General features: G+C 48.7%; 10 protein-coding genes. 7 read left to right on the forward strand and 3 right to left on the reverse strand.

What is annotated here, in order from left to right; genetic code table 11:
• Positions 1-230: 230 nt before the first annotated feature.
• A complete protein-coding gene (locus FHS19_RS14780) occupies positions 231-2,150 on the forward strand; it encodes a glycoside hydrolase family 26 protein (protein ID WP_183582527.1) in 1,920 nt (639 codons plus the stop codon).
• Between the two features lie 107 nt (positions 2,151-2,257).
• Here the strand turns inward: FHS19_RS14780 and FHS19_RS14785 are convergent, their stop codons facing one another.
• Positions 2,258-3,211, reverse strand: coding sequence for an SDR family NAD(P)-dependent oxidoreductase (locus tag FHS19_RS14785; protein ID WP_183582528.1), 954 nt, complete (start codon positions 3,209-3,211; stop codon positions 2,258-2,260).
• A 208-nt stretch (positions 3,212-3,419) separates the two neighbouring features.
• On the opposite strand from FHS19_RS14785, the gene FHS19_RS14790 reads away from it, so the two are divergent.
• A complete protein-coding gene (locus FHS19_RS14790; RefSeq protein WP_312887233.1) occupies positions 3,420-4,355 on the forward strand; it encodes an AraC family transcriptional regulator in 936 nt (311 codons plus the stop codon).
• Between the two features lie 223 nt (positions 4,356-4,578).
• Here the strand turns inward: FHS19_RS14790 and FHS19_RS14795 are convergent, their stop codons facing one another.
• Complete coding sequence (locus tag FHS19_RS14795; RefSeq protein ID WP_183582529.1) at positions 4,579-5,379, reverse strand: Cof-type HAD-IIB family hydrolase; 801 nt, start codon at positions 5,377-5,379, stop codon at positions 4,579-4,581.
• A 32-nt stretch (positions 5,380-5,411) separates the two neighbouring features.
• Positions 5,412-6,152 (reverse strand): SIS domain-containing protein, encoded by a 741-nt coding sequence (locus tag FHS19_RS14800; protein ID WP_183582530.1) that lies wholly within the window; start codon positions 6,150-6,152, stop codon positions 5,412-5,414.
• Positions 6,153-6,366: 214 nt separating this feature from the next.
• Between FHS19_RS14800 and FHS19_RS14805 the strand changes: the two genes are divergently transcribed.
• The 5 genes from FHS19_RS14805 to FHS19_RS14825 all read left to right on the forward strand — a co-directional run bounded on the left by FHS19_RS14805 (position 6,367) and on the right by FHS19_RS14825 (position 12,834).
• Positions 6,367-7,140 carry a DeoR/GlpR family DNA-binding transcription regulator gene (locus FHS19_RS14805; protein ID WP_183582531.1) on the forward strand — a complete coding sequence of 258 codons (774 nt, stop codon included), beginning with the start codon at positions 6,367-6,369 and terminating at the stop codon, positions 7,138-7,140.
• Between the two features lie 273 nt (positions 7,141-7,413).
• Entirely contained in the window at positions 7,414-9,045 is a 1,632-nt protein-coding gene (locus FHS19_RS14810; protein WP_183582532.1) for an extracellular solute-binding protein, read from the forward strand.
• Positions 9,046-9,122: 77 nt separating this feature from the next.
• A complete protein-coding gene (locus FHS19_RS14815; protein ID WP_183582533.1) occupies positions 9,123-10,865 on the forward strand; it encodes a glycoside hydrolase family 20 protein in 1,743 nt (580 codons plus the stop codon).
• A gap of 54 nt (positions 10,866-10,919) precedes the next feature.
• Entirely contained in the window at positions 10,920-11,909 is a 990-nt protein-coding gene (locus FHS19_RS14820) for an ABC transporter permease (protein WP_376771878.1), read from the forward strand.
• 16 nt (positions 11,910-11,925) lie between these two features.
• The gene (locus FHS19_RS14825) at positions 11,926-12,834 is read left to right on the forward strand and encodes a carbohydrate ABC transporter permease (RefSeq protein WP_183582534.1); all 909 of its coding nucleotides are present in this window, start codon (positions 11,926-11,928) and stop codon (positions 12,832-12,834) included.
• Positions 12,835-12,854 lie beyond the last annotated feature (20 nt).

A 12,854-nucleotide genomic window follows, 5' to 3' on the forward strand; every position in this document is an offset into this window, starting at 1 on the left:
CATCGAACAACTTGGAGTAAGTACGTGCAGCACATGATTGGGATCTATTTCAGCAAGTATGGAAATTAGGTACCACCATTAAACGAAAGAGTTCAATCGAAGAAGAGTGCTAAAACCGTGCCGAAGCCTTCTCTTAGTGAATCTCGAAATGGAAGCGCTTCCTTACTACCGGTTCAAGTCGAGGATATCGACCACATCAAGCAGTATATATGAAAAAGGAGGCTAAGAGGATGAAAGTAAGTAAGATAATGATGTTGTTGCTAGTGGCGATTCTTATGGTTCCAGTAACTGGTGTAGCCAGTGCAGCAGGTAATGATGCGGCAAACAGCAACAGGGGGCAGTCAGCAGATGATGTTTGGCAAGATGCTTGGCGTGATAAGGATAATGGTTTTGTCACGGCAGACGATATTAAAGGATTAAATGTTTACAAAGATGCCGGGCTTAGTCAAGATCCGTCGATTGATAGCTCAAAGGACATGAAGTTCCTGTTCAATAATGATAACTATACGCGCATCGTTAACTTTGCGGATGGTTACTTATTGACGATTCCAGGCACGAAGAATAATCCGAAATTTGATTTAGGTGCTCAGTATAACCGCTATTATGCTGCAGATGATTCCTATGTGCTCACCGTATCGAAAGAAGATAAAAATATTTATGGAGTGACCCCGGAGACTCCTCATGGAACACCAGAAGGGTGGGAGCCGTACTTCCGCGAGTGGCTCGTACCGTATATCGGTAATGCAGATTGGCTCAAGAATAATGGTCTGATCACGTTGCGTGATTCTGGAGACAGGACGGATTTGCTTGATGGTTATACGGTGACAACGTTTAACTTAAAATTTGTTGATAAGCCGAACTTAGACTATCAGTACTACAATGTAGCCATCGTACGTGAGCAAAATGAGTATAAAGATTTCTTCTTGTTCGTCCATAAGTCGAAGACGAACGAAGTGGACGTCTTTGATCGTATCTTGCGGTCATTTAAACAAATTGAGACGGTAGGTGCAGCGAAAAATCACATCGCACCTTATGAAGTGAACATTCCTGAGCAATGGAATGAAGAGACAAGGCGGTTCTACGAGCAGTATCGTACGAGCAATCATGTGAACTGGGGTTTCTTCACGAACTCGATGCCACAAGATAAAGAAACGGAAAATGTGAGGACAGTCCGTGAGAAATTGGCTGCGAACCAGTCAAGACTATCCAGCTCAATGGATTATCAATTTGACATTATGCCAACCTATTTACACTTAGGTTGGGGAGGTCAGCTGACTGAATTCCCGCTGCAATTAGCTAATGAATTTGCCGGCGGCAATGGTTTTAATGGTAAGCCGGTCTTGCAAGTATCGTACCAGTTCACTACAGATAACAATGGTATCTATGCGAATAAAGGTGCATATACGCCAATGTTCGATATTCTCGATGGCAAATTTGATAACCACTTCCGGACCCTTGCTAAGCAGATCAAACAGTATGGCAAGCCGGTGTTTATCCGCTTGAATAATGAGATGGATTCTGATTGGGTCAGCTACTGTGGCTTAGCAACGCTGCTTGATAGTGAAGTATTTGTGCAAACTTGGCAGCGTATGTATGACATCTTCGCAGAAGAAGGCGTTGATAATACGATCTGGATGATTAATGGAATGGAGAAGTCGATACCATATTCCAACTGGGGCGATCTGATGAGCTATCTTCCAGGCAATGATTATGTGCAGGCTTATGCTTTATCACTATACTCAATGAATAATGATGGCAAACCGGAGTCTTTCTCTGACCAGCTAAAACGTATTTACGAGAGTAAAAAAGATTTTTTCGGTAAGTTACCATGGCATATCGGTGAATTCGGCTGCGCATCCGGTGGTGAGTTCGTTATTCAAAATGGTGAAGTGGTTTACACAGAGAAAGGGCGCTACCAAGCTGCGCAGGCATCATGGGTTAAAGAGATGTTTGACAGTTTGAAGAAGGGTGCCAACGGTAATAAGAACTACGAATATGCCAGTAATATTAAGGGAGCCGTATGGTTCTCCGTAAACGACTATGCCTATATTGAAGGCAAAGATTTGATCCAAAACTATATCGAGCTAGGTCCTGAACTGACCGACACGTTAAAAGAGTTCCGCAAAGGGTTCGTTCATAACAAAAAGTAGTAATCACAGTGAAGAGTTAGGAGGCAAATAATTATTAATAATAAAAACAACTCGGCATTCATAAACCGAGTTGTTTTTTTATTTCCCTAAATTTTTCACTTAACTCACTAGCTATGAATCAATGCCAAAGATACTCTCCACAACTGTTCAGCCGCGTCGGGATCCATTGCGTAAGAGGCGACCCCCGACGGGGTCTCTGCCATACGGGGTCCGACCTCGTTGCAATTTTCAAAATATCGGCCGCCGATCCCGTTTAATAAGGGAGACGTTGCCAATAGTATGGAGGTAGCGGCGCCCTGCTGAGGGGTCTTCCAGATGATCTCGGGATAGCCTATTCTTGTCTCGTTTAGCTTGTCGATCTGCTCGGGAGTGATCTGTATACGATCAACTCCCGGGGTTCGCACACCGCCAGGCATCAAAGCATTTGCTGTGATCCCGTCGTTGATCCAGCGTTTTGAAGCTTCCACAGCGAACAGTATGTTAGCTGTTTTGGATTGTCCATAGGCAAGAAACGGGTCATAAGGACGACGCAGGAAGTGAATATCACCAAACACCACCGGCGAGCGGAGATGCCCTGCGGAACTAACTGAGACCACGCGGGCGCCGTCTGCCGCAGCCAGAGCATCGTGAAGTCCGGTGGCTAGAGCAAAATGTCCCAAATGATTGGTAGCGAATTGAAGCTCCCAGCCTTCGGGGGTTCGCATCTCGGGCGTTGCCATAATGCCAGCGTTGTTGATCAAGATGTGCAGCGGCCCACTCCATGAAGCAGCGAATGAGGCTATCGAGGATCGATCGGTAAGATTTAATGGCAACACCTTAACGAGTGGATTCCCCGTGGTTACAGCAATATCTTCAGCTGCGAGCTTGCCTGCATTGAGGTTGCGAACAGCCAATGTCACTTCGGCCCCCGCTTCAGCCAAAGCCCGGGCCGTTTCAAGGCCGATGCCGGATGTGGCTCCCGTCACGACAGCTTTGCGACCCGCAAGATTGATCCCTGCAACGACCTCGCTTGCTGTCGATTCGGAATGAAATGGGGTTGTAATCAATGAGGACTCGGACATTGTGATTTCCTTCTTTCCTGATTTTCTAATCTCAAGGTTATTATGACTTGAATGGATCTATCGAAATAGTTTGTTTCTGCTTAAAACTTGCTCAAAACTGTAAATGTTAGAAACTGTTCTTTGCCTTTATCCAGAATTAAGTTACGATTACAAGAAAGGTTTCCAACGAGCTTCTGGGGATCCATCAAAGTAAAAGTTGGTGATTATTGTGGGAGAGCGGCAAATCAAGCACTACCATTTATTTACGGAAAGCACCCAATCAAAAACGTATTTGGATCAAATGCTGGAAATTGCGAAACGAATTACCCTATTCGAGGGTCGTACCCAGACGATGATTCCGTTTTTAACGACGATGCGGTATAGTCGGCAGACTTCGGAAATTTCGGGTATTTTGACTCCTGCGATTTGTCTGATTCTACAGGGTGCCAAGAAACTTCATCTTGGCCATGAGGTCATTGATTATCATGCTGGGGATTACTTGGTATCTGTTATTGATATTCCGGCATCCGCAGAAATTATTGGGGCTACAAAGCAATCACCCTATATCGGTCTGCGCGTTGATTTTACGATGGAAGAGATCGCTACTGTGGTTATGGAGGCTGGCCTTGATTTTAAACCAAAACATAAAAAGTTGAATACCGGAGCATACGTCGGGACAGCCGACGAAGGTTTGGTGGAGTCTTTTTACCGTCTGCTCAAGCTAATCGAGAAACCGAATGCAAATCGTTATTTGTCTTCGCTGATGAAACGCGAGATGATCTTTCAGTTGCTCTCTGGGGATGCAGGGCATATTTTTTTTCAACAAGTCATGATGGATCGGCAAGACGAGGGGATTGGCAAAGTCATCGCATGGATCAAAGAGAATTATGCTCAATCGATTACCATAAAGGAATTAGCAAAATTATCGAACATGAGCGTATCCGGGCTGCATCATAAGTTTAAAGCCGTTACAACATTAGGACCTGTACAATATCAAAAGCAGCTTCGGCTATATGAAGCCAGGCGTCTTATGCTGGGTGGCGCAATGAATGTAACTGCAGCAGCTATGCAAGTCGGTTATGAAAATGTATCGCAATTTAGCCGGGAATACCGCAGGCTTTTTGGATCTTCACCATCTAAAGACATGAAAGCTTTTGAAAAATAGCCCCGGAATAGAGAGGATCAAAAAGGACAGATTTCGTCGTTAGACATGTGAATGGTTCAGCAGAACGGCATACACGCTAATAAGCCGCGTAGCTGCGGTTTTTTGTGTTAACGATGAATGGCGGTCGGTCGGACTTCAAGGGGAAGCAAGCGTTACGGCAATTTACAAACAATGGGAAAACCCTCATCTATCATGGTATGATAGGTGAGGGTTTTTAACGTGTTTAGAAGTTAGGATCCGTGCGGCATATTCCGAGTTGAGCCAGAGCGTATGCTACGCCATCTTCTTCACATGGTCGGGTCACCATATGTGCCTGTTTCTGCACGTGAGCTGGCGAGTTAGCAACGGCTACCGCATAGCCAGCCTCGGCAAACATCGGCATATCGTTATCATGGTTCCCGATGGCAAGCACGTCCTCCGTGGCTATCTGAAGATGCTGTTTGAGGAAACGAAGCGCCTCCCCTTTGTTGGCCTGCGCGTTGGTGATTTCAATGTTGCTGTTATCGCTTGGATGGATTTGCAGCGGGAGAGTCTGGAGGTCTCTGATGATAGCGGCTAGCTTGGCATCATCATCCTGCACGTAAATTTTACAATACGTCTCACTCAGTGGAATCGGACCGATGAAGACAGGCAAGTCCGGATAATCCCTTCGAATCGAATCGACCAGATGGGATTCCTCTGCCGCGAACATGGCATCACGTGTGTACATGCGGTAGCGTGCCCGGTGCTTTTCAATCGTACGTATAATTTGGGGAAGATGCTCCGTTCGAATCGGAAAAGAGATCAGTTCTTTCTGGCCCGGAATATCGTACACGTTGGCGCCGTTGCTGGCGAACAAGTAGGCTGCGCCTTGAAACCGCTCCGCGAAGGGCAGCGCGGCGGCGAACATTTTTCCGGTGATAATGGCCACGATGCACCCCTGGTGTATAGCATCATTCACGGCATTGCGGTTTGCGTCGCTCAGATACAGCCGGCGGTCAATCGTAGTGCCGTCCAGATCCAGAGCGATCAGTTTGAATTTCATGGTTCCTCCTTGCATGCAAGCTGCCCAATCGATTATTGGTAATGAATTTGGTGTCGGTATTGCTTCAGCAGCCTCATATTGTGCTCATCTCCTCCTTCGAGGTTGGCTGACAGGAAGACCGGCGGAGTCATGCCTCGATGAATTAACAGCTCGATCGTCTGCGAAATGACCGCATGCATCATCGTAACCCCGGTCACCGTGGAGAGCGGAGCTGTTTTGACTTGCAGCCCATCGATTGACAGCGCCGCATCGCCCTTTTCACCCATGACGTCCAAAATGAGGTCTGCGAGCTCAAACAAGCGCTTACCGCTGGAATGCCGGCTTTCGACATCCGACGAATAGGCGATCGATGTAAGGGCAATGACCTTCACGCCATGATTCTTTGCCCACAACGCCAGTTCAACGGGGACGGTGTTGCGCCCGGAGACGGAAGCGATAATGAGCACATCGCCCTGCTTGAGCGCGGTCTCCGAAAGCACCGCTTCGGCCAGCCCCGATATGCGTTCGAATTTGGTGGTGCGCGTGGTAGGAAAGGTCTCCAAGGTCATGCCCGGCAAAAAAATGGGATTCATCAGGATGAATCCTCCTGCCCTGTAAAACACCTCCTGCGCGAAGAGGCTTGAATGGCTGCATCCCGTGATATAGATGGAGCCTCCCTGTTCCACGGTGTCTGCCAATACATGCGAGGTCTGCTGCATTGCCTCATGCTGTTCTTCCAAGACTTGAACCAGGTTATCCGTTACGGCTTGAAAATAACGCTTAATTTGCAGCATAGCATATCCTCCCCGTTACGATTCAGCTGAACCATACGACCCGAACTCCAGAAATTTTTCGTTTCTCTTTCCTTGTGACTAGATTTTATCTTCGATCATTTTCGTTGTCAAACAGTTTTCTTTCGATTTTTTTCCTGTTATAGTAGTTATAGCTGTATAATGAAACGATTAACAAGTCCTATTATATACATAAAACAGAGGTGGAGAAGAAAAGATGCATGCCATGCAACGTCGAAGCGAAATTTTGAAGATGATTAGAGAGAACGGGTTTAAAAGGGTTTCGGAGCTGAGGGATATATTCCAAGTATCCGAAGTGACCATCCGTTCCGATCTGCGAACGCTGGAGGAGGAAGGAAAGATCGAGCGCAATTACGGGGGAGCGATGGTGAAGGATGAGCAGGAATCACCTACGTTTTCGGAGACCTCCTGGCTTCTAAGCGAAACGAAGTCGGCCATCGCCAAGGCTGCCGTCGATTTGATCCAGCCGGGGGATAGCCTTTTTCTGGACGGAAGCTCAACGACAGTGCTGCTGGCCAATCTGGCACGGCATATCGAGAATGTGACGATCATCAGCAATTCCATCCCCGTATTCGAACAGCTGAAAGAAATGACGACGGCTACGCTTATAGGGATCCCCGGCACGCTAAATCCGAGAACCCAAACGTTCGTCGGACCGTATGCAGAGAAAATGATCAACGATCTTCGGGCTACCAAAACCTTTATCAGTCCCAAAGGGGTCCTGCTTGAGGGATTGCGTGACATCACGATGGTGGAGGCGGATATCCGCAAACGGATGATGGATTCCGGCAGCGAGGTCATCGTGCTGGCAGACCACAGCAAATTCAACAACAACCGTACCTTGATCCGAATCGACAGCTTCGACGGGGTGAACACCATCATTACCGATCGGCTGCCGGATGATTCGTACATGGGTATTTTTGAGGAGAAGAATATCCGGGTGATCATCGCGGAGGCGAATGAAGAATAATGTCATATTGTATTCCACACTGACAGCTGGCCCTTGAGTACAGGAATGTACTTGACGGGCTATTTTTTTGTCCACGCATTCGTACAACGAAAAGAATAAAAGAACATTATTTTCGTTTTTCCTCTTTTTAAAAATATAAATTTATTCTTATTGACATTTTGATGAACACCAATCTATAATCGAAACAAATTCGAAAACAATTTTACTTTCGATTTTCGTTTACTTTTGTTATCGAAAGTTGTTTTTCGAAAAATGTTGTTAAGGGGGAATAAAATGAAGAAGAAAGCGTTGTTGATCTCTTCCTTTTTTCTGATTGTTGTCCTGACTTTGGCGGGTTGTTCAGGTAAGGACACCACCGAAGAGGAAGCGGGTGACCCGGCGAAGAACGACCAACCGGTGGGACAAACCAGCAATATTACAAGTTGGGACAGCCCGGACTTGGCCTGGAAAAAGAGCACCGATCCCGTAGCCTTCGACACATACATCGATTTCGACTGGTACCCCGTCGATACGTGGGGGAAGGATGATGTATCCAAAGAGATCACGAAGAGGACCGGCGTCTCCCTGAACGTAACGAAAGGCAGTGACCTCAACCAGCTCCAGGTATTGATTGCCGCCAATGAATTGCCCGATCTCGTCTTCACTTCCAATCTGGTAGAACGCTTCTACGATCCGGACATCGCTTATCCACTCGACGAATTGATCAAGAAATATGCCCCTGAAATGATGAACCTACTTGACCCCGTAGAAATTGCTAACAACACCCAGCCTGACGGACATTTTTACGCCTTAAAAACGCACTATAACAACGACGAAGCCTGGAATGACCCGAGAAACCTCCCATCTCCCGGTGACGCAGGGTTCTACATCCGGCAGGATATTATGCAGGAGATAGGCAATCCGCCGCTAGAATCTCTTGAGGATTTGCTGAACGTCTATCAGCTGGTCAAGGAAAAGCACCCCGACATGATCATCTACCTCCCACATCCGACATGGACGAACCCGCTGATGGAAATGATGGGCTTAACAGACCAGAATCCCTATACAGACGAAGCAGGCAAAGTGCACATAGGCTTCAGCAACCCCGGGTTCAAGGATTATTTCAAATACATGAACTCGCTGTACCGTAACGGATACTTAAGCGCGGAAAGCTTCGCCTACAAGCCGGAGCAGTTCTCGCAGATCATGAAGAGCGGCAATGTATTTTCGGCTTCCTACAACAGCGGTTTAGCCGACGAAATGAACAAAGTGTATGACGACAATGGCATTCAAGCGCATCTGGTGCCTGTATTGAAAGCGCTCACTTTTAAGGGGGAGGCGAAGCTGAAGCCCGTAGATGCTTCCATTGGCTGGGCCAGTCTGTTCGTTCCAAAAACGAATAAAAATCCTGAGCGCGCCATCCAATACATCGAGTTTCTCAAAAGCCCCGAAGGCGATGCCTTAACGCAGTGGGGAATCGAAGGCAAGCACTACACCTTGAACGAGGATAAGCTGCTGGTGCGTCCGGAAGGCTTCAATCAATTGAAGGTGACGGATACGGGGATCGGGCCCTGGTATTTCGAGGCAAGCGGGCTCGGGGAAGGCGTTGCCGTTTCCTCGGGGGCGCTCAGTAATCCGAAATACAGCTCTTCTGTTGACCTACTGAAGTTCAGAAAGGCGCTGTACGTGCGCAATCCGGCACTGGCCTTCGTCAAACCGAAGGCAGATACGGATGAGTTCAATATCAACGTGAAGCTGTCGGAGCTGTACACCAATGCCAAAGTCGAAATTATCACGGCGGCCAGTGAGGATGAAGCCGCGAAGCGATATGACAAAATGATGTCCGACGCGAACAAAATCGGTCTGGAACAACTGGAAACCTACATGAATGAAGCTTATCAGGAAGCCTTGAAGAAGTACGAGTAGAACAAAGCGGCAGGCAAGTATGGGAGGGGGGCTCTTCCCTCCCGTATGATCAGAATCCAGGAAATGAGGGAAGATCCATGAATAACGAATGGGTATTCATTGAGAATGGCACGACGGATTGGACGATTGTTATTGGAGAGCAGGCCTCGCCTTCAGAGGTGTATGCAGGGGCGGAACTGCAGGCGTATTTGCGGGAAATTACCGGCGTGACGGTGCCGATCAAAAACGACGACGGTCCGGTTACGCCCCATGAAATCGTCGTGGGCTTCAATCTGCATATGGCCGATCTGGCGTCATCCATCGATTTTGAGCGGCTGGGGAATGACGGGTTCGTTATCCGAACGGCCGGCAGCCGGCTTGTCATAGCCGGCGGAGCGCTGCGCGGGACGCTGTACGGAGTGTACACCTTCCTGGAGGATCACTTAGGCTGCAGATGGTTCAGCTCCAAGGTAAGCCGCATTCCGAATCGAAGCCGCGTATCGCTGGGCGATATCGATATCGAGCAGGTTCCTGTGCTGGAATATCGCGAACCGTTTTTCTTCTGTGCCTTTGACGGCGATTGGGCGGCGAGAAACAAATCGAACGGCAACTTCCCTGAACTGGAAACCCGCCATGGGGGCAAGACGGAATACACTTCCTTGTTCGTACATACCTTTGATCACTTCATCCCGGTAAAAGAGCATTTCGATGCGCATCCTGAATACTTTTCGGAGGTCGGCGGCGAGCGGATTTCCGAAAAGACGCAGCTTTGTTTGACGAACCCCGAGGTACTGGAGCTGATGATCAACCGGGTCAAGGAGTACCTTGGCCAGCATCCGGAAACCCGTATTCTGTCCGTATCGCAAAATGACTGGTACAATCCCTGCCAATGCGCCGATTGCCGGGCAGTGGACGAATACGAAGACAGCTACAGCGGCAGCCTCATCCGGTTCGTGAATCGGGTGGCCGAAGCTATTGAGCCCGAATACCCGAAGGTAGCTATTGATACGCTGGCTTACCAATATACTCGCAAGCCGCCGAAGTATGTGCGACCACGCCATAACGTGATCGTCAGGCTGTGCAGCATCGAATGCTGCTTTGCACATCCGCTGGAATCATGCCAGGAGCTGGCGTCTTTCAAAAGCCGGGCAGAATCCGGGGTTTCATTCGCTCAAGATCTCATTGAATGGGGTAAGGTATGCGGCCGCGTGTATATATGGGATTACGTTACGAACTTCTCGAATTATGTCATGCCATTTCCGAATATTCGGGTCCTGCAGCCTAACATCCAATTTTTCATTCGCAATCAGGTGAAGGGCATCTTCGAACAGGGCAGCTACGAAAAGGGGGGCGGCGGCGAATTTGCCGAACTGAGGGCATACGTGTTATCCAAGCTGCTGTGGAATCCGGATAGCGATGTCGATACGGCGATCAATGAATTTCTGACCGGGTATTACGGCATGGCGGCAACGCCGCTGCGCCAATATATCGATATGCTGCATGACAAAGTGGAGCGGGAGCATATCCACACCGGAATTTACGATCCGCCGACGAGCGAGTATTTGTCGAAGGACTTGATCGAGCAAGCGGCGGCGCTGTTCGACCGGGCCGAAATGCTTGCCGATGACGAGGAAATCCTGCACCGGGTTCATGTTGCCAGACTTCCGATTCGCTACGTGCAGCTGTCCGCCATGCCGCAGGATGTCCCGAACCGGCAGGAGCTAATCGATCAGTTCTTCGCCGACGTTCAGGCTGAGGGCATTACCGCCTTATGGGAAGGACGCAGCCTGGAGAAATCCAAACAGATGATGGAAGAGGGATCCGTTTTTGTGCATGCATAGCATGCGGGACATGAGGAACAATCGATGATCGGTATTGGATTCTGAGTCCAGGAGGTGGGGAGCTTGCCTGCAAATCATCAATCGGAAGTGCTTGCGAATTCGGGCTCTGCGAAACGGGTGTGGAGAAGACTTCGGCAGCAAAAGTTCTATCAAATAAGCGTTTTGATCGGCATCGCGTATCTGCTTGTTTTTGCCTATGTGCCCATGGTCGGGCTCATCATTGCCTTCAAGAATTTCAAGTTATCGTCGGGAATTCCCGGATTTTTCACCAGTGAATGGGTCGGGTTTAAATGGTTTTTGGAGTTTTACCGCGACATCAGCTTTTGGCAGATTATCCGCAATACGGTCGTCATCAGTCTGCTGAAAATCCTGTTTACTTTTCCGATTCCGATCCTGTTTGCGATAGCGCTGAATGAAGTAAGGAAAGAAGGCTTGAAGCGCTTTGCGCAAACCGCAAGCTATCTGCCCCACTTTATATCATGGGTCGTGGTTTCGGGTATGCTGTTCTCCTTCCTGAACTCGCAAAATGGGGTCGTTAACCAGCTGCTGATGGCCGTGGGCTGGATCGACAAACCGATTTCCTTTTTAGCGAGCGCTTCGTATTTCTGGCCGATGCTGGTGCTCAGCGACATTTGGAAAGAGATGGGCTGGTGGACGATTATTTTTCTGGCGGCCATAGCCGGAGTTGATCCCACGCTGCATGAGGCAGCGGTCGTAGATGGCGCGGGACGCATGCAGCGGATCTTGTACGTGACGCTTCCCAGCATTAAAACAACCATTATCGTCGTGCTGATCCTGGCGTTAGGCAACCTGTTCGGCGGCGGGCTGGGCGGATCCAACTTTGAGCAGGCGTATTTGCTGGGGAATCCGGTGAATAACAGCGTTTCAGAGATCATACAGACCTATACCTTAAAAATGGGCCTGGCTCAAGGCAGATACTCATATGCGACGGCGATCGGCCTGATTCAATCCGTGATCTCGCTCACGCTGATTCTGGTCAGCAATTATTCCGCCAAAAAGGCGTCTGGCGTGGGACTTTTCTAACCGGGGGGAATAACCGATGAAACACGGATTTCGACGTACCAGGGAAGATTACGTGATCGACGGCATCGTATATGCCATCTTGATAGCGGTGATGATCGCAACCATCTACCCATTCTACTATTCGCTCATTATTTCGCTGAATAACGGCATCGATGCCTCACGGGGCGGGATCTTTTTCTGGCCGCGCATATTTACCTGGGATAATTATGAGGCGGTTTTCTCCAATGACCAGCTGATCAAAGCGTACGGAGTCACGATTGCCAGAACGCTGATCGGCACCGTATCCAGCCTTGCCTTTACCGCGCTGGTAGCCTACAGCCTCGCTCATAAGGGACTCATGTTCAAAAATTATTATTTTCTCATCTTTATTATTGCCATGTATTTCTCTGGAGGACTCATTCCTTACTTCATTCTGATTAAAAAGCTGCACTTGATGAACACGTTCGCCGTGTACATTATCCCGGACTTATTAAGCGTGTTTAACGTCATCATCATGATGTCCTTCTTTCGCGAGCTGCCGGAGGCACTGAAGGAATCCGCCAGGATCGACGGAGCTAGCGACTTGCGCACTTTTCTGAGGATCATGCTGCCGCTTTCCGCGCCTGTGCTGGCGACCATTGCCCTGTTTAACGGGGTGGGGCATTGGAATGCCTGGTTCGATTCCGCGTATTTCGTGAATGACAAAAGCTTGAAGACGGTATCGTTCCTGCTGATGGAGCTGATCAACAAAGCGAACCTTACAGCAGTGACAGGCGCCAATACGGTGGATGCGCAGCGCAGCGCCACCTATGCGGCCCAGACCTTTACCGCGGAATCCATTCGCATGGCCACGATGATTATAGTTGTCATTCCGATTATATGCGTATATCCTTTCCTGCAAAAATATTTCGTCAAGGGCATCATGGTCGGTTCTGTGAAGGGCTGATGCCGGAAAGAGGGGGATCG

The sequence above is a fragment of the Paenibacillus rhizosphaerae genome (assembly GCF_014192015.1).
Classification (GTDB): Bacteria; Bacillota; Bacilli; order Paenibacillales; family Paenibacillaceae; genus Paenibacillus_AQ; species Paenibacillus_AQ rhizosphaerae.

What these genes read in the sequence shown, in the direction of transcription:
- FHS19_RS14780 (WP_183582527.1), top strand. Translation starts at nt 231, where the DNA reads ATGAAAGTAAGTAAGATAATGATGTTGTTGCTAGTGGCGATTCTTATG.
- FHS19_RS14785 (WP_183582528.1), bottom strand. Translation starts at nt 3,211, where the DNA reads ATGTCCGAGTCCTCATTGATTACAACCCCATTTCATTCCGAATCGACA.
- FHS19_RS14795 (WP_183582529.1), bottom strand. Translation starts at nt 5,379, where the DNA reads ATGAAATTCAAACTGATCGCTCTGGATCTGGACGGCACTACGATTGAC.
- FHS19_RS14800 (WP_183582530.1), bottom strand. Translation starts at nt 6,152, where the DNA reads ATGCTGCAAATTAAGCGTTATTTTCAAGCCGTAACGGATAACCTGGTT.
- FHS19_RS14805 (WP_183582531.1), top strand. Translation starts at nt 6,367, where the DNA reads ATGCATGCCATGCAACGTCGAAGCGAAATTTTGAAGATGATTAGAGAG.
- FHS19_RS14810 (WP_183582532.1), top strand. Translation starts at nt 7,414, where the DNA reads ATGAAGAAGAAAGCGTTGTTGATCTCTTCCTTTTTTCTGATTGTTGTC.
- FHS19_RS14815 (WP_183582533.1), top strand. Translation starts at nt 9,123, where the DNA reads ATGAATAACGAATGGGTATTCATTGAGAATGGCACGACGGATTGGACG.
- FHS19_RS14825 (WP_183582534.1), top strand. Translation starts at nt 11,926, where the DNA reads ATGAAACACGGATTTCGACGTACCAGGGAAGATTACGTGATCGACGGC.